Annotated in this window: 27 protein-coding genes; 18 read left to right on the plus strand and 9 right to left on the minus strand. The window is 32.0% G+C overall.

Annotated features, from left to right (window positions below; genetic code table 11):
- Window positions 1–7: 7 nt before the first annotated feature.
- Both CD129_RS02120 and CD129_RS02125 read left to right on the plus strand, forming a co-directional pair.
- On the plus strand, window positions 8–1,009 hold the full coding sequence (locus CD129_RS02120) for a ThiF family adenylyltransferase (protein ID WP_115337173.1): 1,002 nt from the start codon (window positions 8–10) through the stop codon (window positions 1,007–1,009).
- Between the two features lie 11 nt (window positions 1,010–1,020).
- Window positions 1,021–1,521, plus strand: a complete 501-nt coding sequence (locus CD129_RS02125) for a MogA/MoaB family molybdenum cofactor biosynthesis protein (RefSeq protein WP_078356983.1) — start codon at window positions 1,021–1,023, stop codon at window positions 1,519–1,521.
- Here the strand turns inward: CD129_RS02125 and moaC are convergent, their stop codons facing one another.
- Complete coding sequence (gene moaC / locus CD129_RS02130) at window positions 1,522–2,001, minus strand: cyclic pyranopterin monophosphate synthase MoaC (protein ID WP_115337174.1); 480 nt, start codon at window positions 1,999–2,001, stop codon at window positions 1,522–1,524. It lies immediately after the preceding gene.
- Between the two features lie 68 nt (window positions 2,002–2,069).
- Between moaC and CD129_RS02135 the strand changes: the two genes are divergently transcribed.
- From CD129_RS02135 to moaA, 6 genes are read left to right on the plus strand one after another with little or no spacing between them, the layout of a single operon-like run.
- Complete coding sequence (locus CD129_RS02135) at window positions 2,070–3,329, plus strand: molybdopterin molybdotransferase MoeA (protein WP_115337175.1); 1,260 nt, start codon at window positions 2,070–2,072, stop codon at window positions 3,327–3,329.
- Window positions 3,326–3,787, plus strand: a complete 462-nt coding sequence (mobB, locus tag CD129_RS02140) for a molybdopterin-guanine dinucleotide biosynthesis protein B (RefSeq protein WP_078356980.1) — start codon at window positions 3,326–3,328, stop codon at window positions 3,785–3,787. Before CD129_RS02135 ends, mobB begins: the two co-directional genes overlap by 4 nt.
- 8 nt (window positions 3,788–3,795) lie before the next feature.
- Window positions 3,796–4,245: a molybdenum cofactor biosynthesis protein MoaE gene (locus CD129_RS02145; RefSeq protein WP_078356979.1), complete on the plus strand. Its 450-nt coding sequence runs from the start codon at window positions 3,796–3,798 to the stop codon at window positions 4,243–4,245.
- On the plus strand, window positions 4,245–4,478 hold the full coding sequence (moaD, locus tag CD129_RS02150; protein ID WP_078356978.1) for a molybdopterin converting factor subunit 1: 234 nt from the start codon (window positions 4,245–4,247) through the stop codon (window positions 4,476–4,478). Before CD129_RS02145 ends, moaD begins: the two co-directional genes overlap by 1 nt.
- A gap of 7 nt (window positions 4,479–4,485) precedes the next feature.
- Complete coding sequence (mobA, locus tag CD129_RS02155; protein ID WP_078356977.1) at window positions 4,486–5,079, plus strand: molybdenum cofactor guanylyltransferase MobA; 594 nt, start codon at window positions 4,486–4,488, stop codon at window positions 5,077–5,079.
- 27 nt (window positions 5,080–5,106) lie between these two features.
- Window positions 5,107–6,129, plus strand: coding sequence for a GTP 3',8-cyclase MoaA (gene moaA / locus CD129_RS02160; RefSeq protein WP_078356976.1), 1,023 nt, complete (start codon window positions 5,107–5,109; stop codon window positions 6,127–6,129).
- Between the two features lie 110 nt (window positions 6,130–6,239).
- Here the strand turns inward: moaA and CD129_RS02165 are convergent, their stop codons facing one another.
- Window positions 6,240–7,280, minus strand: a complete 1,041-nt coding sequence (locus tag CD129_RS02165; protein WP_107509243.1) for an SDR family oxidoreductase — start codon at window positions 7,278–7,280, stop codon at window positions 6,240–6,242.
- A 149-nt stretch (window positions 7,281–7,429) separates the two neighbouring features.
- On the opposite strand from CD129_RS02165, the gene CD129_RS02170 reads away from it, so the two are divergent.
- Window positions 7,430–8,629 (plus strand): putative multidrug effflux MFS transporter TcaB, encoded by a 1,200-nt coding sequence (locus CD129_RS02170; RefSeq protein WP_115337176.1) that lies wholly within the window; start codon window positions 7,430–7,432, stop codon window positions 8,627–8,629.
- A 51-nt stretch (window positions 8,630–8,680) separates the two neighbouring features.
- Here the strand turns inward: CD129_RS02170 and CD129_RS02175 are convergent, their stop codons facing one another.
- Window positions 8,681–8,938, minus strand: coding sequence for a hypothetical protein (locus CD129_RS02175; RefSeq protein WP_107509244.1), 258 nt, complete (start codon window positions 8,936–8,938; stop codon window positions 8,681–8,683).
- Between the two features lie 128 nt (window positions 8,939–9,066).
- Here CD129_RS02175 and CD129_RS02180 point away from each other — a divergent pair, with 128 nt between their 5' ends.
- The 3 genes from CD129_RS02180 (at window position 9,067) to CD129_RS02190 (ending at window position 14,918) form a co-directional block, all read left to right on the plus strand.
- Window positions 9,067–10,317, plus strand: coding sequence for a lipid II:glycine glycyltransferase FemX (locus tag CD129_RS02180; protein ID WP_170167659.1), 1,251 nt, complete (start codon window positions 9,067–9,069; stop codon window positions 10,315–10,317).
- Between the two features lie 123 nt (window positions 10,318–10,440).
- Window positions 10,441–13,593 carry an efflux RND transporter permease subunit gene (locus CD129_RS02185; RefSeq protein ID WP_115337178.1) on the plus strand — a complete coding sequence of 1,051 codons (3,153 nt, stop codon included), beginning with the start codon at window positions 10,441–10,443 and terminating at the stop codon, window positions 13,591–13,593.
- A 164-nt stretch (window positions 13,594–13,757) separates the two neighbouring features.
- On the plus strand, window positions 13,758–14,918 hold the full coding sequence (locus CD129_RS02190) for an aminotransferase class I/II-fold pyridoxal phosphate-dependent enzyme (RefSeq protein ID WP_115337179.1): 1,161 nt from the start codon (window positions 13,758–13,760) through the stop codon (window positions 14,916–14,918).
- Window positions 14,919–14,983: 65 nt separating this feature from the next.
- On the opposite strand, the gene mspA is transcribed toward CD129_RS02190, so the two are convergent.
- Both mspA and CD129_RS02200 read right to left on the minus strand, forming a co-directional pair.
- The gene (gene mspA, locus CD129_RS02195; RefSeq protein WP_078356970.1) at window positions 14,984–15,304 is read right to left on the minus strand and encodes a membrane stabilizing protein MspA; all 321 of its coding nucleotides are present in this window, start codon (window positions 15,302–15,304) and stop codon (window positions 14,984–14,986) included.
- Window positions 15,305–15,319: 15 nt separating this feature from the next.
- A complete protein-coding gene (locus CD129_RS02200) occupies window positions 15,320–15,487 on the minus strand; it encodes an SE1832 family protein (protein ID WP_016911506.1) in 168 nt (55 codons plus the stop codon).
- Between the two features lie 48 nt (window positions 15,488–15,535).
- Between CD129_RS02200 and ybaK the strand changes: the two genes are divergently transcribed.
- Together ybaK and CD129_RS02210 are read left to right on the plus strand one after the other, a co-directional pair.
- Window positions 15,536–16,018, plus strand: a complete 483-nt coding sequence (ybaK, locus tag CD129_RS02205) for a Cys-tRNA(Pro) deacylase (protein WP_115337180.1) — start codon at window positions 15,536–15,538, stop codon at window positions 16,016–16,018.
- A gap of 104 nt (window positions 16,019–16,122) precedes the next feature.
- The gene (locus tag CD129_RS02210) at window positions 16,123–17,034 is read left to right on the plus strand and encodes an AEC family transporter (RefSeq protein WP_078356968.1); all 912 of its coding nucleotides are present in this window, start codon (window positions 16,123–16,125) and stop codon (window positions 17,032–17,034) included.
- A gap of 602 nt (window positions 17,035–17,636) precedes the next feature.
- Here CD129_RS02210 and CD129_RS02215 read toward each other — a convergent pair.
- The 3 genes from CD129_RS02215 to CD129_RS02225 form a co-directional block, all read right to left on the minus strand.
- Complete coding sequence (locus CD129_RS02215) at window positions 17,637–18,422, minus strand: glucose 1-dehydrogenase (protein ID WP_078356967.1); 786 nt, start codon at window positions 18,420–18,422, stop codon at window positions 17,637–17,639.
- Between the two features lie 29 nt (window positions 18,423–18,451).
- Entirely contained in the window at window positions 18,452–19,309 is an 858-nt protein-coding gene (locus tag CD129_RS02220) for a GRP family sugar transporter (RefSeq protein WP_107509248.1), read from the minus strand.
- A gap of 156 nt (window positions 19,310–19,465) precedes the next feature.
- A complete protein-coding gene (locus CD129_RS02225; RefSeq protein ID WP_078356965.1) occupies window positions 19,466–20,332 on the minus strand; it encodes a GNAT family N-acetyltransferase in 867 nt (288 codons plus the stop codon).
- A gap of 142 nt (window positions 20,333–20,474) precedes the next feature.
- Between CD129_RS02225 and CD129_RS02230 the strand changes: the two genes are divergently transcribed.
- Window positions 20,475–22,610 carry a DNA topoisomerase III gene (locus CD129_RS02230; protein WP_078356964.1) on the plus strand — a complete coding sequence of 712 codons (2,136 nt, stop codon included), beginning with the start codon at window positions 20,475–20,477 and terminating at the stop codon, window positions 22,608–22,610.
- Window positions 22,611–22,802: 192 nt separating this feature from the next.
- On the plus strand, window positions 22,803–24,137 hold the full coding sequence (locus tag CD129_RS02235) for an NCS2 family permease (RefSeq protein WP_115337181.1): 1,335 nt from the start codon (window positions 22,803–22,805) through the stop codon (window positions 24,135–24,137).
- Between the two features lie 325 nt (window positions 24,138–24,462).
- Here the strand turns inward: CD129_RS02235 and CD129_RS02240 are convergent, their stop codons facing one another.
- Entirely contained in the window at window positions 24,463–24,831 is a 369-nt protein-coding gene (locus tag CD129_RS02240) for a hypothetical protein (RefSeq protein WP_107509252.1), read from the minus strand.
- Between the two features lie 316 nt (window positions 24,832–25,147).
- Between CD129_RS02240 and rpsJ the strand changes: the two genes are divergently transcribed.
- Together rpsJ and rplC are read left to right on the plus strand one after the other, a co-directional pair.
- Window positions 25,148–25,456 (plus strand): 30S ribosomal protein S10, encoded by a 309-nt coding sequence (rpsJ, locus tag CD129_RS02245; RefSeq protein ID WP_016998799.1) that lies wholly within the window; start codon window positions 25,148–25,150, stop codon window positions 25,454–25,456.
- A 31-nt stretch (window positions 25,457–25,487) separates the two neighbouring features.
- Complete coding sequence (gene rplC / locus CD129_RS02250; protein WP_115337182.1) at window positions 25,488–26,150, plus strand: 50S ribosomal protein L3; 663 nt, start codon at window positions 25,488–25,490, stop codon at window positions 26,148–26,150.
- The last annotated feature ends 26 nt before the right edge of the window (window positions 26,151–26,176 follow it).

Below are 26,176 nucleotides of genomic sequence, written 5' to 3' on the forward strand. Positions count from 1 at the left end.
GATAAAAATGAACGAACGTTATTCTCGTCAAATTTTATTCGATAAAATTGGAGAACAAGGACAAGAAAAAATAGAAAAGAGTAATGTCACTATAGTAGGAATGGGTGCTTTAGGCACACATGTTGCGGAACAATTTGCAAGATCAGGCGTAAATAGATTAAACATTATCGATCGAGATTATGTAGAATCATCTAATTTACAAAGACAAACTTTATTTGTCGAAAAAGATATTAAAGAAATGTTACCTAAAGTTGTTGCTGCAGAAAGACATTTAAAAAAGATACGTGAAGACATTCAAATAAAAACTTATATCGCTCAATGTGATGCAAAGTTATTACAAGAAGTAGCGAGATATTCTGACATCATTATCGATGCAACAGATAATTTTAATACTAGACTGATAATCAATGACTTTGCTTATAAAATGAACATACCTTGGATATACGGTGCATGTTTAGAATCAACATATGTTCAAGCTACATTTATACCAGGCGTTACACCTTGCTTTGATTGTGTACTCCCTCAATTACCTGTTATCAATAGAACATGCGACACAGTGGGCGTAATAAATCCTGCTGTAACGATGGCTACGAGCTTACAAGTCGCAGATGGTTTAAAAATATTATCAGGATTTGAATTTACACCTAAAATCACATACGGAGACGTATGGTATGGAGAGCATCAAACATTTGGTTTTGATCAAATGAGACGGAATGATTGTGAAACTTGTGGTGATCATCCGACATATTCTAAACTTTCTGCATCAGAACAACAAATTACTGAATTATGTGGACGTCATACGGTTCAATATATTAATGAAAAGCTAAACCGTCCAGCAATTGAGAAATTTATAGCAAAGAATGGATTATTGCATAGATCAAATGCATATATGATTCAATATTTATATGATGATCATAGAGTAGTCGCTTTTAATAATGGGAGATTATTAATTCATGATATTGATTCAGTAGAAGAAGGAAGACAATTTGTAGAGAATATGTTTGGTTAGGAGATGTTGGGATGAGTGTCATTGATAGAATAGACGGAAATATAAATGTAGCTATTTTGACTGTGAGTGATACGAGAACGAAAGAGACTGATAAAGGTGGCCAGCTTGTTCAGCAACATTTGAAAAATTTAAACGTTGAGGTTCATAACGATCATTATAAAATTGTTAAAGATGATATCATACAAATTCAAAATCAAATTAATAAGTGGTTGAATACAGATGTTGATGTCATCATAACTACTGGTGGAACTGGTATAAGTCAAAGAGATGTAACGATAGAAGCGGTTAAACCATTATTAGATAAAGAAATTGAAGGTTTTGGAGAAATATTTAGATACTTAAGTTATACAGAAGATGTAGGATCTAGAGCATTGCTTTCGAGAGCAATTGCTGGAACTAAAGGAAGACAAGTCATTATATCCATCCCAGGATCAACAGGTGCTGTCAAGTTGGCAATGGAAAAGCTCATCACTAAAGAAATCAATCATTTAGTACATGAGCTTAATAAGTAATTATTGTCGGTTGAAGTCGCCATTAACGCCACCAGATTTATGTGATAGATATGTTTCGCCGATTATCATACCTTTATCAACAGCTTTACACATATCATAAATTGTTAAAGCAGTAACACTAGTAGCAGTTAATGCTTCCATTTCTACACCTGTTTGGCCTTTGGTCTTAACAGTAGCAGAGATGTTTAATGTGTATGTCTTATCATTATCCCAGTCAAATGAAATATCAATGCCGGTTAATTGGAGTGGATGGCACATCGGTATAAGTTGGCTCGTATTTTTAGCAGCCATAATACCTGCAATTTGTGCAGTACCGAGTACATCGCCCTTTTTATTTGTTGCGTTTTGTATTTGGTTATAAATTGTTTGATTAACTTTAATACTAGTGTTTGCAATTGCAATACGCGTGCTTGTTTCTTTATTAGAGACATCAACCATTTTTGCATGGCCATGCTCATTAAAATGTGTAAAATCAGACACTATAATCATCCTTTCTTAAAAATATTATAACATGTAAGCAAAGAAAAAATGACAAGGAGTGCTAATAAATGGCTGTTGAAATGCGAACACCAATACCTGTTAAAGAAGCGATAGAACGTGTTATAAAAATAGTGAAACATAAAGAAGTAAGCACGTTACCAATTGAACAAAGTTTAAATTCTATATTAGCTGAAGATGTAAAAGCGACGTATGATATACCTAGATTTGATAAATCACCTTATGACGGCTTTGCTATTAATAGTAAAGATTCACAAGGAGCTAATGGTAATAATAGAATTCAATTTAAAGTTATAGATCATATTGGAGCAGGAACAGCTTCAGATGTCACAATAAAAAATGGCGAAGCAGTTCGAATTATGACTGGAGCACCGATACCAAATGGTGCTGACGCAGTTGTAATGTTCGAGCAAACGACAGAAAATGAAAAAGGATTTACGATACGCAAGTCTTTTAAACAAGGTGAAAACATCGCATTTAAAGGTGAAGAATGTAAAGAAAATGACATTGTATTAAACAAGGGTAAACTTATTAATAGTGGATTCATTGCTGTCTTAGCTACATTTGGATATCAAAATGTGAAAGTTTATCAAAAACCAACAGTTGCCATTATTGCAACTGGAAGTGAATTAGTAGGTCCAAATGAACCTTTAGAACCTGGAAAGATAAGAAATTCAAACGGTCCAATGATTGAATCATTATGTAGAGGGATTAACATTGAAGCAACTACATATCAAATACAAGAAGATAATCTCAAAGGATGTATAGATATAGTTGAAAAAGCAATGTCAGAGCATGATATTGTGATTACAACTGGTGGTGTATCTGTAGGAGATTTTGATTACTTACCTAAAGTTTATGAAGCTATCGGTGCAAATGTATTATTTAACAAAGTACAAATGAGACCGGGAAGCGTAACAACAGTAGCTTATAAAGACCATAATATATTATTTGGTTTGTCTGGTAATCCATCTGCATGTTATTCAGGGTTTCAATTGTTTACAAAGCCGACTATCCAGAAAATGATGGCAGCTCAAGAAGTTTACCCGGTTATTATTGATGCTATACTTGCTGAAGATTTTAAGAAAGCTAACCCGTTTACGAGATTTATAAGAGGTAAGGCTCATTTCACTAATGAAGGTGTATATGTAGAGCCATCTGGTTTCAATAAATCTAATGCAATTGTCGCTATTGCAAATAGTAACGGTATGATTATTTTACCTAGTGGAACAAGAGGGTATGCTAAAGGTGATACTGTAAAAGTATTACTAACCGATCATCTATCATATGAAAGTGAATTAAATCTATGAAACAATTACAAGTAGTAGGATATAAAAATAGTGGTAAGACAACTTTAATAAATGAATTAATTAAAGTTTGTCATGAAAATAAAATGACTGTATCTACTATCAAACATCATGGCCATGGTATAGAAGATATTTCAATGAACCATAAAGAAGTTGATAGTTTATCATTCATATCAAGTGGTGCAGAGGAAAGCATTGTATTAGGTAAACAATTAATAGAAAGAGTTACTAAAGTAGATAAATCACTACAACAGATAATAGATGAGGATTTATCTATTGAACCAGATATACTGTTGATTGAGGGATTTAAACACGAGAAATTTCCAAAAGTACTTTTACAAAATGGGGAAAATGGGTTAGAGCATGAACTGCAAAATGTCATTTATATACTAAATGCTTTTGATAAAAAGGAAAACAAATCATTTATTGACTGGTTTCAAAATTGGATAGAAAAAGAGTAGGTGAACAAATGAAGCAGTTTGAAATTGTTAACGATCCTATCAATCCTGAACAATATAGAGAATGGACGTTAAATGAGAAGCAAGGCGCAGTAGTTGTATTCACAGGTCACGTTCGAGAATGGACTAAAGGTATTAAAACAGAATATTTATCATATGAAGCTTATATACCAATGGCTGAGAAGAAATTGTCACAAATTGGTGATGAAATATATGAAAAATGGCCAGGAACGATTGTTGCGATAGCACATAGAATTGGGGAGTTACAAATTTCTGATATTGCTGTTGTCATTAGCGTTTCTTCACCGCATAGACAAGATGCGTACGAAGCAAATGAATATGCGATTGAAAGAATTAAAGAAATTGTACCCATTTGGAAGAAAGAAATATGGGAAGATGGAGAAGAATGGCAAGGAAGTCAAAAAAAATACCATTCTTCAATTAAAATGGAGGGTGAATGATGAAAGTATTGTATTTTGCTCATTTAAAAGAAATAGTAAACACAAATGAGGAGCAAATCTCTCTTAACAATGACTACTCTGTGTTAAAATTTAAGCAATATTTAGTTGAAAAGCATCCTGAACTAGAAACTGAAACTTTTCAACTTGCTGTAAATGAGGAATTTGTGCAAGATACTGCTATTGTATCTGATAAAGATATCGTTGCACTTATTCCACCAGTCAGTGGAGGGTAAAAAGAAAATGATAGCAATAATTCTAGCTGGAGGAAAATCCAGTAGATTTGGTTCACCAAAAGCATTAGCTACAATAGAAGGAGAAGTCTTTTACGAAAAAATCATTCAAACTTTAAATCAAACTAATTTATTCGAAAAAGTTGTCATAAGTTCTAGTGATGATTTAAAAGATTCTTTTAACAACTATCAAGACATTGTAGTAGATTTGCCTGAGTATGAGAACAATGGACCTTTAGGAGGTATTTACAGCGTGATGAAGAAGTATGATACAGAATGCTACTTTGTTATTGCATGTGATACACCAAAAATAACAGAAAAAGCAATAAGTTATTTGTATCAATTTTTTATTTCGCGCGTAATGGAAGAACAGTTAGATATTGCTGGATATGAAGTTGATGGTAAAAAGATGCCGACATTAGCATTTTACAGTCACCGTGTAGAAGAGGATATTAAAGATGCTCTAGATCAAGAAGAATTTAGAATGAAAAAAATATATCAAAATAAGCCTTCACAGTGGTTAAATGTAGAATTTGTTAATGATCCAACAAACTGGTATCAAAATATTAATTACATTGAAGACCTAGAAAAAAACGAACTTTAGCTATTGTTTAGGTAAGGAGGCGTTACGATGAATCAACCTATCAAAGATAAATTAGGAAGACCGATTAGGGATTTAAGAATTTCCGTTACTGATCGTTGTAATTTCCGCTGTGATTATTGTATGCCAAAAGAAATTTTTGGTGATGATTTTGTATTTTTACCTAAACAAGAATTGTTAAGTTTTGAAGAAATTGTACGTCTTTCTAAATTGTATAGTTCTTTAGGTGTTCAAAAAATTAGAATTACTGGTGGAGAGCCACTGCTAAGACGTAATTTATATAAATTGATTCAAGAATTAAACAACATAGAGGGCATTGAAGATATTGGGTTAACGACAAACGGCCTTTTGTTAAAAAAACATGGTTTGAATTTGTATAATGCGGGATTAAGAAGGGTCAATGTTAGTATTGATGCATTAGATGATAACTTGTTTAAATCAATAAATAATCGTAATATATCCGCTTCTCAAATACTTGAACAAATAGATTACGCAACAAGTATTGGTCTGAAAGTCAAAGTTAATGTTGTTATTCAAAAAGGTGTTAATGACCAAGAAATATTGCCACTTGTACAATATTTTAAAGATAAAAATATCATTGTGAGATTTATTGAATTTATGGATGTAGGAAACGATAATGGATGGAACTTTGATAAAGTGGTGACGAAAAAAGAAATGCTGAATAAAATTGAATCATCATTTGATATTGAACCAGTTGATTCAAGTTATTTCGGTGAAGTTGCAACTTACTACCGTCATAAAGACAATCATGCCCAATTTGGGCTAATAACAAGTGTGTCAGCATCATTCTGCTCCTCTTGTACGAGAGCAAGAATTTCTTCAGACGGTAAATTTTATGGATGTCTATTCGCTGAGAAAAATGGATATGACATTAAGTCGGAACTACGCAGCGATAAAACAGATGTTGAATTATTGGCTACTTTGAAACATTTGTGGAATATAAGAGCTGATAAATATTCAGATGAACGTACAGAAGCCACTGTTGCAAGACGTAAAAATAATAAAATTAATATGAATTATATAGGTGGATAAAAAGTATATAATTTACATTATAAATAACTCGCCAATCCGTATACTGTAAATAACGGATTGGCGAGCTTTTTGTTCAATACATATATCATTCTGTCTGATATCTTCAACGACTACTTATTAAAATACTTTCCTATTATCATATCTAATGTATCTTCAGAAAGTTTTAAAGTGCTTTGTCCTGCTTTTTGCATCATTGCTGCTGTATTATCATCATTAAATTCTATTGATTTCGAGAAATATGGCGCAAATACATCAATAAAACTATTAAGCACTCTTTCATCATCTGTGATTGTGTTGATTTCAGAAAGTGGGGCAACTTCTAATTGTTGAAAGTCTAAATGTTTTTTTATTGTTTGGAATATAAATTCATTCGATGGTGGATGATTATTTGTAGCATGATATATTTTATGGTTTTCAGCGTAATCACTAGCTACAGTTAATACGTCAACAACATAATCGACTGGCACAAAATTTGAAGTATGGCTCGCATTTCCAAACAGTCTATAAATTTTGTTGTCATGTTGTCTTTCTATTTTTCTTTTGAAAACTTTTAATGCTTTCATAAAGCCATATAAAGTAAAGTTTGAATCTGCTTCTCCAGTTTTAGAGTCTCCTATAACAATGGCTGGTCTAATAATTGAAGTTGCCATCGTTTCTCGTTGTGCTACGATATGTTCTGCTCTTATTTTTGTAGCTTCGTATGGATTATGTGTAGGTGACTCAAGTGAATGTAATGTTTCTTCGGCTTTGTTTTTCTCTCCGACTGTATAGGCTGTTGATACATAAATAAAATGTTTAGTATGTAATCGTTCAGCTAAATCCAAAGCATGCTTTGTTCCAATGTAGTTGATTTGATAAAGTTCATTTGCTAATTCAAAGTTGAATTTGACTAATGCAGCTAAGTGATAAAACTTATCCATTTGAGGTAAATTACTTATGACTTGATCATTAACTCCACAAAATTCATTTGTAATGTCCCCGTGAATAAAATGGATTCTTGAATGAAATTGAGGGTCTAATTTTTCTAATAGTAATGTTTTTTTCTGTTCAGATCTGTATAAAATGTAAAAATGTTTCTGTGCATCTTTTGAAAGTGATTTTATTAATTCAGCACCTACAAAACCCGTTGCACCAGTTAAAAAGATGTTCATGATTCCACTCCGATTCTAAGTTTCTTATTATATTTTGAATGATGACATAGTGAAAGTAAAGCAATTTAATAATTGATTATATTTACATTGCCTTTTGAATTTTGATAAGCATATAATGAAAGGTAAGAGTGATAAAAGGAGCGTATTTCATGAATGAACAAAAGATGACAAAGCCCTCACTATTTTTAATAGTGATTTTAGGTTTATTAACAGCATTTGGGCCATTTTCGATTGATATGTATTTACCAGCGTTACCTGAAATTAGTCACGACTTTGATACGACAACTTCTAATACTCAGTTAACATTAACATTATTTATGATTGGTCTAGCGATTGGACAAGTCTTTGTCGGACCACTTTCAGACTTTATTGGAAGAAAAAAACCACTAATGGTTGCTTTAATTGTTTATACGATTGCATCAGTTTTATGTGTGTTTGCACCGAATATATACATCATGATGGCACTTAGATTTATTCAAGGATTTACAGGTGGAGCTGGAGCGGTTATTTCCCGGGCAATATCAAGCGACTTATATACAGGTAAAGCACTGACGAAATTTTTAGCTATATTGATGTTAGTGAATGGTGTAGCGCCGATATTAGCGCCAGTATTAGGAGGCGTTATTTTATCATTTTCAACTTGGAAAATGGTGTTTATTCTTTTGACAGTGTTTGGATTAATTATGTTTAGTTTGTCATCAATCAAATTAACGGAATCTTTACCGGAAGAGAAACGTTCATCAGGCAGAATAAGTGAAGTTTTAAATGATTTTAAAAACTTGTTACAAAGTCCAAAGTTTTTATTACCTTTATTTATTCAAGGTTGTACATATGCATTACTTTTTAGTTACATATCCGCTTCATCATTTATCACACAGTCTGTATATCATATTTCACCACTCGCATTTAGTTGGATGTTTGCTTTTAACGGACTTGGATTAATATTATCAGGACAAGTCATTAATAAACTAGTTGATTATTATGATGAACACTTATTAATGCGTTTATTCGGTATGATACAAATAGTAGGTGTTGTCATTGTGTCAATAACTTTGATAAATGGATGGCCACTATGGCTGTTAATAATTGGATTCTTTATTCTAGTTAGTCCGGTTTCAGCAATTGGGACGACTGGATTTTCGATTGCTATGGCTAACAATAAAGGCGGGGCAGGTAGTGCAGCTAGCTTATTAGGATTATCTCAATTCTTATTTGGTGGCTTAGTATCACCGTTAGTAGGGATTAGAGGAGAACAGGATGTATTTCCTTATGTGTTTACGATTATTATTGTGTCTATTTTATTGATAATATTATATTTCATAAATAGTAGAGTTTTTAGAACAACGTAATAGAGATAAGAAACGCGCATTTTTTAAAAGGCGCGTATTATTTATTTAAACTTAATTTGCATAAACATTAACGTAAACACTTTGAATAATTAGTGATAAATGGATTAATGCTATAATAGTACTGAGAATGGCTATAAATAAAACGGATTTTCGAGCATTTTCAAGTATAAATACGATGCTTAATAAGAATGTAAAAGCTACAACTATAATACGATAACTTAAATAATTAATAGTGACATCAAAGTTAAGGCTAATGATAATCAATATAATATTTAGGATAATAAAAAATGATAGAAATAATTGTCTCATGTATTTCAATCCTAACTGTATGGTTTATGAAACAAGTATAACAAATAATGGGCTTTTGCGTGAAATTGTAGTATGTTTCATTGTATAATTGAGAGACGAATTGATAAAAAGGAGATTTATAAATGACGATAAAGAAAATGAATATCACTCATGAGCAACATGATGAATTTGTAAAGCAACATCCAAATGGTGATATGTTGCAACTTACAAAGTGGGCAGAATCCAAAAAGCTTACAGGTTGGTATTCTCGTCGTATTGCTGTTGGTGACGGCGAAACGTTAACAGGAGTTGCACAACTATTATTTAAAAAAGTACCAAAATTACCATATACTTTATGTTATATATCTAGAGGATTTGTTGTAGATTATAAAGACGAAACTTCTGTTAAAGTACTTTTTGAATTGTCTAAAGAGATGGCTAGACATGAAAAAAGTTATGCAATCAAAATTGATCCAGATATAGAAGTGGACCAATCAGAAGGCGTACTTGAGTATTTAACTTCTTTAGGATTTGAACATAAAGGATTTGAAGATGGATTAAGTAAGACTTATATTCAACCACGTATGACAATGATTACTAAAATTGATCAATCTGAAGAAGATTTAATGCAAAGTTTTGATAAAAGAAATCGCTCACGTGTAAGAAACTCTTTAAAACGAGGAACAGAGTTAATTATCGGGAATCGTGATGATTTAAAAATCTTCGCTCAAATCATGGAAGAAACAGGAGAAAGAGACAACTTCTTAACGAGAGATGTGTCTTATTTTGAGAATATTTATGATCACTTACATCCTGATGGAGACTGTGAAATATTTTTAGTGAAAGTTGTACCTGATAATGTGTTGGAGGATTTATTTAAAGAAAGAGATGCATTATTAGAAGAAAAAGAAAAACTTGAAGGTAGAAGACAAACTAAAAAAGTTGTTAACCAATTGAATGATGCTGATGAAAAATTAGGTAATTACGAAAAGCGTATTCAAGAAATGGAAGAATTAAAAGAGAAAAAGCCAGATGGTGTTTATTTATCTGGTGGAATACTTATCTTCTCCGGTAAGAAATCGTATTACTTATATGGAGCTTCATCTAATGAATATCGTGAGTTTTTACCAAATCACCGTATGATAATCGAAATGATGCGTTTTGCTAAAGAAAAAGGTGCTGATAAATTTGATTTTGGTGGTACAGACAACGACCCAGATCAAGATCACGAACATTATGGTTTATGGGCATTCAAGAGAGTATGGGGAACATACTTAAGTGAGAAGATTGGTGAGTTCGATTATGTACTGAACAGACCATTATATACAGCAATAGAAAAGGTTAAGCCAGCTTTTACAACTTATAAGCGAAAAATAGAAAAGAAAATCAAAAGAAACTAATATAGATTAAAAGCACTAAAACTTTAAATTATTTAAATTTTAGTGCTTTCTTTCTGTAAAGGTGTTATTACAATGAAATTTAATATAAAATAATTTACAAAAGTAGAAATAGGAGGAAATTGAGTGGTCCAAAAAATGATTAAGTTTTCGCTGAATAATAAGTTCGCAATTTTGTTAATGACGATTATTATATTGCTTGGTGGAATATATTCAGCTTTTAAAATGAAACTAGAGTTATTACCGGATGTAACGACACCTGTTATTACAGTTACAACACCTTATCCAGGAGCAACGCCTGAAAGTGTTTTGGAGAATGTAACTGAACCAGTTGAGAAAGAAGTACAAAATCTGGAAGGTGTACAAAATGTAACAAGTCAATCTTTAGAAAATGCTTCAGCAATTACGTTAGAATATACATACCAAACAGACATGGATGAAGCAGAAACAGAATTAAGAAAGAAATTAGAGGCACTTGATTTACCAGAAGGTGTACAAGACCCTGACATGAGTAGAATGTCTATGTATTCATTCCCAGTCGTAAGTTACTCTATTTCTGATAAGAACAATAATTTAGAAAAAGCTACAAAACAAATGCAATCAGACTTAATTCCGAAGCTTGAAAAAGTTGATGGTGTACAGAGTGTTTCATTATCTGGTCAAACTTTAGAAGAAGTCAATTTAGAATTTGATCAAAATGAATTAACAAAACGCGGCATGAGTGAAGATGAAGTACTACAATATATTGATGGTGCGACAAAAGAATCACCACTGGGCTTATATACTTTTGGTGATGATTTAAAATCTATTGTAGTTGATGGTAGATTTACTTCAATAAAAGCATTAAATGATTTAGAAATTCCAATGACTGGTGGCGCGTCTAGTGGAGGCCAACAAGCTTCACAAGGTGATGTAGGTCAAGCACAACAAGCTAGTCAATCAGGTGATGAAGAATCAAGCGCATCTCCAAGTATCCCATCTGTTAAATTATCAGACATTGCAGACGTGAAAAAAGAGAAAAAACGTGACTCAATCTCTAAAACAAACGGTAAAGATGCATTAGCATTACAAGTTACAAAGGCAACTGATGCAAACTTAGTAGACGTAGTAGATAACGTAGATAAAGAAGTAGAAGCATATAAAAAAGATCATAAAAATATAGAATCTGTTCAGTTAATGGAAACAGCATCTACGATCAAAGATTCAGTGTCTACCATGGTAGAAAAAGCTTTAATTGGTTCAATCGTGGCAGTTATTATTATCTTATTCTTCTTAAGAGATATTAAGTCTACCATTATAGCAATGGTTTCAATTCCAATGTCATTATTAATGGCATTAATAGGATTAAAGGCAATGGATGTTTCGCTCAATATTTTAACATTAGGAGCATTAACAGTTGCAATTGGACGAGTTATAGATGATTCCATTGTTGTTATAGAAAATATATATCGGAGAATGTCAGATAAAGGTGAAACATTAAGAGGTAGTAAACTCATAACAAGTGCAACAAAAGAAATGTTTATTCCGATCATGTCTTCAACTATCGTTACAATAGTTGTGTTCTTACCATTAGCATTTGTAACAGGTCAAATAGGTGAAATGTTTAGACCATTTGCTTTAGCAGTTGCATTTAGTTTATTAGCTTCACTGCTTATAGCATTAACTATTGTACCTGTGTTATCACACATATTCTTTAGAAATGGTATTAAAAAGGCGAAGAAAGAAAAAGGTCAGTGGTTAGCGAATAAATATAAAGGTATTTTGAAATGGAATTTAAATCATAAATGGTTAGTTATCTTATTGAGTATAGTACTTGTAGTTGCAAGTATTGCACTTGTATTTACACCTTATATAGGTAAATCATTCATTGATACAGGCGAAGACAAAATGTTAGCTCTCACATATAAACCATCTCCAGGTGAGAAAGAAGAACAAGTAGTAAAAAATGGAGAACAAGCTGAGAAATATTTATCAAAAGATAAAAATGTAGAGTTTGTACAATACAGTGTAGGTGGGGAAAATCCATTCAATCCATCTGCTAAAAATGATATGGCTTTAATGGTGAAGTATGATAAAGACACACCTAATTGGGATAAAGTTGGTAAAGATGTAATGGACCATGTAGGCTCATTAAACCATAAAGGTGAATGGAAACAACAAGACTTTTCAACTGGTGGAACAGCTAATGAAGTTTCAGTGAATGTTTCTGGACCATCTACAGAATCAATAGAAGGAACAGTTAAAGATGTTGAAAATGAAATGAAGAAAGTTAAAGGTGTTGAAAATGTTAGTTCAAACCTTTCAGAGTCATACGAGCAATACGATGTAAAAGTGGATCAAAATAAAGCGAGTAAGCTAGGACTATCCGCAGGTCAAATAGCAATGACGCTTAATCAAACAACTCAAGATAAAGTTGTAACTAAATTAAATGATGATGGTAAGTCTATTGATGTAAAACTGACTAAGAAAGAAGAAACAGATTGGTCAGAAGAGAAGTTGAAAGATACAAAAATCACTTCACCATTAGGAAAAGATGTTACATTGAGTGATATCGCAACACTAGAAAAAACAACTTCACCGGATACAATTACTAGAGAAAATGATAAAATCTCAGTATCTGTAGATGCTAAAATTACAGCAGATGATGTTGCAAAAGTAACAACAGATGTAAATCAAAAAGTATCAAATATCGATACACCTTCTGATGTAGATTTAAATGTTGGTGGTACGAATGATGATATTAATGAAGCAATAGAACAGTTAGTATTGGCAATGGCGGCAGCAATTCTTATTGTCTACTTAGTTATTGTATTAACATTCAAAGGTGGATTAGCACCATTTGCTATATTATTCTCATTACCAGTATCTATAATTGGTGTAATCGTCGGACTATTAGTAACTCAAGAAACGATCTCAGTACCAAGTATGATCGGTATGTTGATGTTAATCGGTATCGTTGTAACCAATGCTATTGTATTAATTGATAGAGTAATTAATATGGAACAAGCAGGAATGTCAACAAGGGAAGCATTAATTGAAGCGGCTGGTACCCGTTTAAGACCTATTCTCATGACTGCAATCGCTACAATAGGAGCACTAGTGCCACTATTATTTGGTGGAGGTAGTTCAGTATTAATTTCTAAAGCATTAGCAATTACAGTAATCGGTGGATTAATTTCATCTACAATTTTAACTTTACTTGTAGTACCAATCTCTTATGAAATTATTATGAAATTTAAAAAGAAAATATTTAAAGGTTCTAAAGAACAAATAGACTAAACTTTAACCTCTCAATCCGCTTGCTGGATTGAGAGGTTTTATATTTTCTATTATTTATTTCTTAGTACGTTAATAAGAAAAAGCTTGTACGACTTTCATACTTTGATAGAATATATTCATATACAATTTTAGTCAGAAAATTTTAATTTTGAGGAGTCGTTACTGTGCCGATATCAAAACTATTATCAGAAATACCAGACAGTTACTTTGGAAAGACAATGGGGCGTAAGGTTGAACATGGTCCACTACCTCTTATAAATATGGCTGTAGGAATACCTGATGGTGAAACACCTAAAGTTATTGTTGATGAATTTATTAATGCTATTCAAAAAACTGAAAATCAAAAATATGGTGCATTTCATGGTAAAGATGCTTTTAAACAAGCTATCGTTGATTTTTATAAAAGGCATTATGATGTGACGTTAGATAAAGAAGAGGAAGTATGTATTTTGTTTGGTACGAAAAATGGATTAGTTGAATTACCTCTTTGTGTTGTTGAACCTGATGATTATGTATTATTGCCAAATCCAGGATATACAGATTATTTAGCTGGTGTATTACTTGCTAGAGCCAAGCCGTATTCTTTAGAATTAACTTCTGAAAATCACTACTTACCTATATGGGATAATGTAGAGGATGAAATTATAGATAAGACAAAACTTATTTATTTAACGTACCCAAACAATCCGACTGGTTCTGTAGCTAGTAAACAATTTTTTGATGATACTATCAATAGATTTAAGAATAGTCAAACGAATATCGTACATGACTTTGCGTATAGTGCATTTGGATTTGATAAGAAAAATCCAAGTATTCTTCAGTCAGAAGGTGCAAAAGACACTGCAATAGAAGTATATTCGCTGTCTAAAGGTTATAATATGTCAGGTTATAGGGTTGGATTTGCAGTAGGTAATAAAGAAATGATAGCTGCCTTGAAAAAGTATCAAACACATACTCATGCTGGTATGTTTGGTGCTTTACAAGATGCTAGTACGGTCGCTTTAAATGAATGTGATGATTTTCTTATTAAGCAAAATGAAATTTTTAAAAACAGAAGAAATAAATTTGAAGCATCTTTAAGAGAAGCCAATTTACCTTTTGAACCAATGAAAGGTGGTATATTCTTATGGTTACAGACTCCACCTAAATATGATGGAGAAGCGTTCGTCGAATATCTCTTGAAAGAACAATCCATTTTAGTGGCACCAGGCATTCCGTTTGGTGATAATGGGAAGGACTATGTAAGAATATCATTAGCTTTAAGTGATTCAGAATTGTCAGAAGGTGCTTCAAGGTTACAAGAACTTGCTCATTTATATAAATAAAAAAGGGGTGGGACAGAAATCTAATTTTATAAAAAAGATTTCGTTGTCCCACCCACAATGTCATTCTAAAAAGTAATAAATAATAATATGACATAAATAATAAGTATGAATATTGTCATATAATTCAATAACTTGGTTGCTTTTTTATCTTTAATTCGATATTTGAATGCTGTAATTTCTATGTTAATGACTAAACAAACAAGAACTGCTACAATCCACCAAATTTGTATGGAGAATCCAAACACGATACTACCAAGAAATACTATAAGCATGAGTCCCATTATGAATCTTAAAGCTTGAGTAAGCATTGTATGTAGTTGATATATACTTAAATAACTTATAATAAGATAAGTAAGGGTAAATAATAAAAGTATGAGAATTAACATAATGTTTTCCTTTCGTTAATCTTGATTTAATTGAGAGCGTACTTTGCTGATTTCTTCTTCTATTTGAACAAGTTGTTTTTCTAATAAATCAGTTGCATGACCAGTAGACTCTCTTTTTTCTAAATCATTTTGTATACGTACGTAATCATATTTTAGTTCAGAAAGTTGTTGGTTTAAATCCATTTTAAACACTCCTTTTAAATTAAAATTATCATTGAAGTAGGTGATAAATTGAAAAAAGTAAAAACTAACGCAATGCGTATTCTTGATCAATATAATATATTTTATCATACTCATGAATTTAAAATAGGAAAAAATCATTTAGATGGTCATCAAGTGGCTAAATTAATTCAGAAGCCAGAAAACCAAGTATTTAAAACACTTATATTTATGAACAACAAAAGTGAATATTTTGTCTTTGTTATACCAGTAGTTGAACATTTAGATATTAAAAAAGCAAGCAAAGCTGTTGGACAGAAGAAAATTGAGCTTCTACCATTAGAACAACTTACAAAAGTAACTGGATATGTAAGAGGTGGATGTTCACCAATAGGCATAAAAAAATCATTTCAAACTGTAATTGATTTAAGTGCTGAATCACTATCCTCGATTATAATAAGTGCAGGTAAGCGAGGATATCAAATAGAACTAAATCCACATGATTTAGATAAAGTTTTGAACGTAAGCTTTGATAATATTGTTAAGGATAACTAAACTAATTTTAGTATAAATTATTAATATTTCAAACAAAAAGTGTGCATAGAATTTAAACAATTGTTAATATATATAAATGTGAGTTTGATGAAAGAAGTGATAAAGTGACAGAAAAATTTATAATGATAATTTTATTAATTGCTTTAGGTTACGTATTAAAGAAAATGAAATTCTTTAAAGCCTCGGATGGCAATGTGCTAGCAACACTTGTATTAAATGTTACTTTACCTTCATTAGTAATAGTAAATTTAAATGGGTCTGATTTAGATTTATCTCTAGGTTGGTTGCCTATATTGATGCTCTTATATGGAGTTATCGCAAAGCTTTTAGTTATATGGATGTTCAAGAAAAAGTATAATAACCAAATTCGAGGTACAGTTGGCATGATGGCAGCATCTGTAAACATAGGATTATTTGCTTATCCACTTGTAGCTCAAATTTGGCCAGAAAACGGGTTGCTATACTTTGGTATGTTAGACATTGGTACAGCAATTATTATGTTCGGTGTAACTTACTTTGTAGGAAGTTACTTTAATGATGGTGGAGATCAATTTGATTTCAAAAAAATGGTGTTAAATTTATTTAAGACAGTTCCACTCATGACATATATGCTTATGTTTATATTAAATATAATGAGTATTAAAATTCCTGGAAAAGCGATAGATTTCTTTGAAGTGATTGCAAATGCGAATATGCCGCTTTCTATGATATTACTTGGTTTATTTTTAAACTTTAAAATAGAAAAAGCATACTTGCCAATCGTTGTTAAGTACTTATTATTCCATTATGGATTTGGATTATTAATGGGCTTACTCGTGCATTTCTTCTTACCAGTTGATGATCCAATGATTAAAACAACGTTATTAATTGGTTGGTTATTACCTATTGGTGTTTCAGTATTATCATATGCTATTACATTTAAATATAAGACATTGCCAATTGTAGGAATGGCAACAAATTTAAGTATCGTTATTTCCATCGTTATATTGTATGTATATCAATTTTTCTTTGTTTAATATTGAAAACAAATATTTGGTAAATTAAAAAATAGTAAACAACTTGGGATATAAATCCTAACTTAAAAATAAATAAGCATATCACTTAACTGAACTTTTCAGTTTTACAGTGATATGCTTATTTTTTATACAATTTTACGATTTTGTATAGTGCATGCTTGCCTAGGGGTATGGTTCGAGCCTGTAGTCTCTCACGCATACTATTCCCTCAGGCGTCAGCACTACAAAATCGTTGGAAATATTTATTTTTATATAGAAAACAGGCGTCTCTAAGAGTTAGTTAAATGATTAACATTAAAATACTAGGACATTTATGTCAAAGGCAATTAATCTTAAGTGTCTATATTTACACAAGTAGAGAGAAGTGTAAGTATGGATATCTGTATTCACACAAGTAGAGAGAAGTGTAAGTAAGGATGCCTATGTTAACACAAGTCAGTAGAAGTGTAAGCAAGGGTATCCATTTTCACATAAGTGGAAAGAAGTGTAAGTAAGGATACCTATGTTAACACAAGTCAGTAGAAGTGTAACTAAGGGTATCTATAGTCACACAAGTCGAAAGAAGTGTAAGCATGCGCATTATAATGTTACGTATTAATGAATTAACCTTTACCGCCCATAAATGCAGGGTAGTTAGTCATACCACCATCAACATAAAGTGTTGTACCATGGATGTAGCTTGCTTGTTCTGAAGCAAGAAATGCATTGATGTTAGCTACTTGATCCGCTTCACCAATTTCATTTAAAGGAATCATTCCTAATGTTTCTTCTCTAGTTGCTGGGTCAGAGAATTTCTCGCGTGTATGCTCTGTAACAATTGCACCTGGAGAAACATTATTAATTCTTATTCCATTTTTACCATATTCCATAGACATTGTTTCCATCATCAATTTTAAACCGCCTTTACTTGCAGCATAATTGACATAGTTTGGCCATGGAATAACGTCATGCACACTAGCAGTATTAATGATTTGACCTTTAATATCATGTTCTAAATAATAATTAATAACTTCTCTACTTCCGATGAATGCACCAGTTAAATTGATATCAATAACTTTAGACCATTCAGCTAAGCTCATTTCGTGTGATGGGATTGGTTTTTCGAAACCGGCGTTATTAATGAGTACATCAATGCGTCCAAATTTTTCATGTGTTTGTTGTATTAAGTTCTTAATATCTTCTTCTACTGAAACGTCTGCTTTAATTGCGATTGCATCAGCACCAGAATCTTTAATTGATTGAACAACTTTTTCAGCTTCTTCAACATGATCTAGATAACCAATCACGACTTTTGAACCTTCTTTACCGAAACGTTCTGAAGTTGCTTTACCAATACCACTGTTACCACCAGTAATAATGACAACTTTATCTTTTAAATCTTCATACATATTAAACACTCCTATATTTTTAATTGAATCTACCCTTTAGCTGCACCAATAATGAATGCTGCTATTATAATTAACACTATACCGATCCAGATAAATGTCATTTGACGTTTTGTTTTTTGTTCTCCTAATAAGAATATTCCACCTAAAGTAGATACAATAACTAACATTTGTGAGAATGAGAAACTTGTACCCACACCAACTTTTGGTTGTGAGATGAATAAGAACATATTACCTAATGCCCAAACAATACCTGGTAATAAATTAAATGCTGTATATTTCACTGTAGGTTTATGTTTGAATGATAAAATAATACCACCAATTACCATACCAATTGATTGAGGGAATAATGCATCCCAACCTTCAACTCCAAATACTTGACCAATTACAACATAGACAACATAACCAACTGTTGAGATAAGCAAAATTGGAATAGCTTTACCGATTTTTTTAGAATTACCACTGTTTCCAGAACCTTTTTTCTGAACAGAAGTAAAGATTACACCGACTATTAATAAGGCTAAGCCTGATAAACCAAGTGCTACTTGAGTTCCTGTAGACCATTCTCCTAAAAATGCTGCGCTGAATAATGTTGTTCCAAGTAATTGTAAACCTGTGGAAATAGGCATTGTAATTGAAACACCAACTAATTCAACACTTCTAAGTTGAAATCCTTGTCCTAATGCCCAGAAAGCACCAGAAACCATACCGATAATAACTGTAGTAGCAGTAAATTGGACATCACCAAATGCAAATAGGCATAATCCAATGATGAACGCCCCGATAGTAGTACCTAATATTTGGTTATAAGGACCTCCACCAACTTTTACGTTGATTAATACTACACTTCCCCAGAACAATGCTGGTAACAGAGCTATAAGATATTCCATACACACGACTCGCTTTCTCTATTTATTTGTATTTTAAACAGTACCCGTGTATTATACGCGCGAAACAAATTAGTTGTAAAACATACAGCTCACTGAATATTAATAAAGGAAAGAAGCTGAGATCATTTTTTATGTCTCAGCTTCTTCATATGTCCTTTAAAAAGGTCTTACATATTTAAAATGATGTGTTTCATTAACAATTTTAAAACCAACTTTTTCATAAAGAAGTTGTATTTGTTCATGTTTTTTACTATCTACATATATTCTTACAGTTTCAACATCATCATGCGTGAAAGCTTTATTTGTCGCAAAATGAATCATTTGAAAGGCAATACCTTGCTTCCTATAATCGTGATGAGATGCCAAATTAGGTATTGTTGCTAATTTTTTAGGTATATCAATAGATAAATATATATAACCTTTAACAAGGCCTTCTGCAATATATAAATATAGAGCATGATTTTCACCAAGAGAGTTAACAATATCTCTTGAACTAATATCACTATGTTTAAAATTATTAGAGTGCAACTTATCAAATGAATAATAATAGGGTTTGCTATAAGGTGTCATTTGATGTTGTTTATCTATTGGAAGAGGTGGTTGTTGAATTTCTAATGTGTACTGCGTTTCTACATATCCAGCATGAAGTCTTTTAAGTTTACTATTGTTAAGAATGTGGTCTTTATGTAGTGATATATGACAATATTTTATATCACGATGATTATTGAGTAACATTTCCCAAATTTCTTTTAACGCATTTAAAGTTTCTTCTGTTGTATCATTAACAATTGGTCCCCAAACATTGACAGTCTCATCATCAATTTTTTCAAATCCTAAAATTCCAATAATATTATTGTTGTCTTCGATATAGTAGAAAGATTGTTCATTAAATTTACTTGTTAAAGCAGACTTAATCTCTTCTATATCTGTAGGTATATACTCAACGTAATAATTATTTTGAAGATTTTTTTCATATAAGTAAGAGGTGATAGGGTCTATTTGCTTAAGTGGCAATATTTGCATGACAGTCACTCCTTTATTTTTCAACGATTATTTTATTCTATTATACGATTAAACGAAAAATTATAAAAGTTTTTGATAGCTTTAGAACAGTTTTTATTCATGTTATAATGACACGAATGAAAAAAGAATGGGTGAAATGAATATGAAAGCATTAGTTCTTGCAGAAAAACCTTCAGTTGGTCGTGACATAGCTAAAGCATTAGGTGTGCACGATCAAAAGAAAGGATATTTTGAGAATAAACAATATATCGTAACATGGGCATTAGGGCATCTAGTAACAAATGCAACACCAGAAGAATATGATAAAAAGTTCAAAGAATGGAATTTAAATGTCTTACCTATTATTCCAGACTATATGAAACATGTTGTTATTAAGAAGACAAGAAGTCAGTTTAATACAGTTCAACATCTTATGAAACGTGATGATGTAAATTCAATTATTATTGCGACAGATGCTGGTAGAGAAGGGGAACTTGTTGCTAGATTAATTATTGAGAAAGCTAAAGTGAAAAAGCCATTGAAACGTTTATGGATTAGTTCAGTTACTGAAAAAGCGATTAAGGCAGGTTTTCAAAACTTAAAACCTGGGGCAGCTTACAACAATCTTTACCAAGCTGCACTGTGTAGAAGTGAAGCAGATTGGATAGTTGGAATAAATGCTACGAGAGCATTAACAACTAAATATGACGCACAATTGTCATGTGGGAGAGTTCAAACACCAACATTGAATCTTGTTCAAATGAGACAAAATGAAATACAGTCATTTAAGCCGAAAAAATACTATCAAATGAATGTTGATATAGATGGATATAAATTCAAATGGGTAACTCAAAATGGAGATAAAACATTTGATTCAGAATTAATAGAACAAATAAAACAAAAAGTACAAAATAATACGGGAACAATTGAAAATGTTTATAAGAAAAAGAAAACAAAGTATCCACAAAAATTATATGACTTAACAAGTTTGCAACAAACAGCGTATCAACGATATAAAATGAGTGCAAAAGAAACATTAAATACTATGCAGTCTTTATATGAGCAGCATAAAGTATTAACTTATCCAAGAACTGACTCAAATTATCTAACTGATGATATGGTTTCTTCATTAAAAGAGAGAGTCTCTTCTCTAAGTGCAACATCATTAAAGTCTTACGCAGTACCACTACTTAAAAAACAAATAAAAGCTGGAAAACATTTTGTAGATAATAATAAGGTGTCTGATCACCATGCTATTGTACCAACTGAGGTAAGACCTAACATGGATCAATTATCACCTAGAGAAGAAAAAATCTACATGATAGTTGCTGAAAGATTTTTAGAAGTATTATTACCACCATATCAATATGAAGAAACTACAGTAGAATTAACTTGTGAAGGTGAGAAGTTTAAACTTGTTCAAGAAGTAGCAATTGAATTAGGCTATAAAGCAATTCACCAAGAAAAAGCAATTGTTAAGGAATTACCATTTGATGAACAACAACGAGTTAAAATTCAGAACTTGAACATTACAAGCAAGGACACAGAGCCACCAGCATACTTTAATGAAGGAACGTTACTTAAAGCTATGGAATCACCACAACTTTTCTTCAAACTTAAAGATAAAAAGATGGCTCAAACTTTAAATGAAACAGGTGGTATTGGAACTGTAGCAACAAGAGCAGATATTATAGAAAAGTTATATAGCTCTAATGTTATAGAAGCAATTCAAGGAAAAATTAAAATTACGCCTAAAGGTAAACAATTATTAAACTTAGCTCCAGAACAACTGACTTCACCTGAACTTACTGCAAATTGGGAAATGAAATTAAACCAAATTGAAAAGGGTAAGTATTCAAAAGAAACTTTCATGAAAGAAATGCGAGGGTTTACTCGAGAAATTATTGGAGATATTAAAAATAGTGATGATAAATTTAAACATGATAATATTACGACAACAGAGTGTCCAACTTGTGGAAAATTCATGCTTAAAGTAAAAACTAAAAATGGTCAAATGCTCGTATGTCAAGATCCAACTTGTAAAACTAAAAAGAATCAACAACGACAAACAAACGCAAGATGTCCAAATTGTAAAAAGAAATTAACTTTATATGGTACAGGAAAGAAAGCAACTTATCGTTGTGTATGTGGTCATACAGAAACACAAGAACACATGGATGAAAGACTGAAAAATAAAAAGACTGGCAAAATAGGCAAGAGAGAAATGAAACAATACATGAAGAATGAAGAAGTAGAAAACAATCCGTTTAAAGATGCATTAAAGGATTTGAAATTCTAATATAGTTCACCCGTACTTTTAAACATAAGTACGGGTGTTTTTCATATTATGAAATTAGAGCACAAAAGCTTTGTAGGGTACATAACACGAACATAGATAATTTAATTTTAATAAATGTTCGTAAAAAGTATTGATTTTTAATGTACTGAGTAATACAATGTACAGTGTTGAAATTAAAAAAGGAGTCTTACTATGAAACGTTACTTTAAGTTTGATGAATTGGGAACTAATTATAAAAGAGAAATATTAGGTGGTTTAACAACTTTCCTTTCAATGGCATACATATTAGCCATAAATCCATCAATGCTGAGTTTAGCAAGTGTTGAGAACATACCTGATTCAATGAGAATGGATCAAGGTGCTGTATTTGTTGCTACTGCTTTAGCTGCTTTAGTAGGTTGTTTGTTTATGGGTATTATCGCTAAATACCCGATTGCATTGGCACCAGGTATGGGATTGAATGCATTTTTTGCATTTACAGTAGTATTAACTATGGGAATACCTTGGCAAACTGGATTAACAGGAGTACTATTCTCTGGACTTATATTTGCAGTATTAACGATGAGTGGTTTGCGAGAAGTGATTATAAATGCAATCCCATTTGAATTAAAGATGGCTGTATCAGCAGGGATAGGTTTATTTATTACTTTTGTAGGATTACAAGGAGCAGGTATTGTACAAAAAGAAGATTCTACATTAGTTACTCTAGGTTCAATACATAACCCAGAAGTATTACTCGCAGTATTTGGTATTATTATCACTGTTATTTTGATGGCTAAAAAATTACCAGGTGCAATATTTGTAGGTATGGTATTAACTGCTGTAGCAGGTTTAATGACAGGATTAATCGCTATGCCAGATAGTATTATTGGAAAAGTACCAAGTGTAGCACCAACATTCGGAGCATCTTTTGAAGCATTTGGAGATTTATCTACTATATTTAATGTACAATTCTTAATTGTTGTATTAACTTTCTTGTTTATAGATTTCTTTGATACTGCAGGTACATTAGTTGCAGTAGCAAATCAAGCAGGTTTAATGAAAGATAATAAATTACCAAGAGCAGGGAAGGCTTTATTCGCAGATTCATTAGCAACAATTGTAGGTGCAATTTTCGGGACGTCTACAACAACAAGCTATATTGAATCAAGTGCAGGTGTAGCAGTAGGGGCAAGAACTGGATTTGCAAGTGTTGTAACAGGTGCTTGTTTCTTAGCAGCATTATTGTTCTCTCCATTAATGGCAGTTGTTACCAGTGCAGTAACAGCGCCAGCACTAGTGATCGTCGGTGTGTTGATGGTAAGTAACTTAGGTAAGATTGATTGGCAAAAATTTGAGATCGCAGTACCTGCTTTCTTAACAATGATTATGATGCCTTTAACATATTCAATTGCGACAGGTATTGCTTGCGGATTTATTTTCTATCCTATTACAATGATAGTAGCAAAAAGACATAAAGAGATTCATCCTATAATGTATGGTTTATTCTTTGTATTCGTCGCATATTTCGTATTTGTTCATGGTTAAAATATAAAAATCATTTTGGTAGCTCTTAGAACTACCAACAGAGTGTCGGCAAAGTCTTAGAACTTTGTTGGCATTTTTTAATACGCATGCTTTCCGCGGGCATACAAGAGGCACGTTATCAGCAGATTTAGGCAAAACTGCTGATAAGAGTAGTGTTAAAAGCAGATCTAGGCAAAACTGCTGATAAGGGTAACTAGGCAAGCATGCACGAACAAAATCGGAAGATATTAAAAAATAAGCACATCACTGTAAACTTTAAAAAATCAGTTAAGTAATATGCTTATTTATTTTGAGTTAGAATTTATGTCCAGCCTCGTTTTATATATTAACTTTTATATGTTGTCTTGTAATATTTAGATGGTATATAAACAGGTGCAATTATAATAGTGAATAAGAATATAATCATTAAGACGACCATTACAATATGTAATAACCATCCAATAATTGGGATAACTGCAACGAAACTAGCTATTAACCCTATTAATGGTATAACAAATATAACCTTCACAGAGTTTTGATTATCTATTAATAAAATAAGAGTAGCAATAAAATAAAGCGTACCGTTAAGTACTAGGGCGTTGTAACCAGTTGATAGTATAATTCCACCGCCGAGAAATGGTATTGCTAATATTAATTCAGATATCACTAATATAATAGAAAGAACAAGTAACACAGACTTAATTCCTCTTTTCATGACTTCACCACCTATTGAAAATTGCTTGTTATATTATAACATTTAGATTACAAATTATCTAATTAAATTTTATCTATTGAAATAGGTGGTAATATCCGTTATAATACTTGGGTATGTGTTAGATGGATTTAGAAAAAATATATGGATATCTATTGCATAATAGGTATAAATCATGTATCATATCTAATGTTGGACTTTAAGAAGCGATGAAGCGAGAGGTTACTGACACACCCGGCCGCTTTGCCATGGCGGTGTGTAAGAGAGTTTTCGTGGAGAAGTCTATCACTATAAAGTAGACGAACAAGGAGGGAAAATTATGGCAAAACAAAAAATTCGTATCCGTTTAAAAGCGTATGATCACCGTATGATCGATCAATCAGCAGAAAAAATTGTTGAAACAGCTAAACGTTCTGGAGCTCAAGTGTCTGGTCCGATTCCATTACCAACTGAGAAATCAGTTTATACTGTAATCCGTGCCGTTCATAAATATAAAGACTCACGTGAACAATTCGAACAACGTACGCATAAACGTTTAATCGACATTCTTAACCCTACACCTAAAACAGTTGATGCTCTTATGGGCTTAAACTTACCATCTGGTGTAGACATCGAAATCAAATTATAATTCATTAAAATAACAGGAGGTGCGACTTTCGATGACCAAAGGAATCTTAGGAAGAAAAATTGGAATGACTCAAGTATTCGCAGAAAACGGTGAATTAATACCAGTTACTGTAGTAGAAGCTAGTCAAAACGTAGTATTACAAACAAAAACTGATGAAGTAGACGGCTACAACGCTGTTCAAATCGGTTTTGAAGACAAACAAGCATATAAAAAAGATCGTAAATCTAACAAATATGCAACTAAAGCTGCTGAAGGACATGCTAAAAAAGCAGGTTCAGCACCTAAGCGCTTCACTCGTGAATTCAGAAACATTGATGTTTCAGCATACGAGGTAGGTCAAGAAGTCACTGTAGGTACTTTCCAAGCAGGAGACATTATTGATGCAACAGGCGTTTCTAAAGGTAAAGGTTTCCAAGGCTCAATTAAACGTCACGGTTTCTCTCGTGGACCAATGAGTCACGGTTCTCGTTATCATAGAGGTTCTGGTTCAATGGGTATGGCTTCAGATGCTTCTAAAGTATTTAAAGGTAAAGAATTACCAGGCCGTATGGGTGGAAACACAGTTACTATGCAAAACTTAGAAGTAGTTAAAGTTGATGCAGAAAATAACGTAATTTTAGTTAAAGGTAACGTTCCAGGCCCTAAAAAAGGTTTAGTAAAACTTACAACTTCAATTAAAAAAGGTAATAAATAATTATTTAGGTGAAAGGAGGAAACAAC

The organism is Mammaliicoccus fleurettii (assembly GCF_003970575.1).
Classification (GTDB): Bacteria; Bacillota; Bacilli; order Staphylococcales; family Staphylococcaceae; genus Mammaliicoccus; species Mammaliicoccus fleurettii.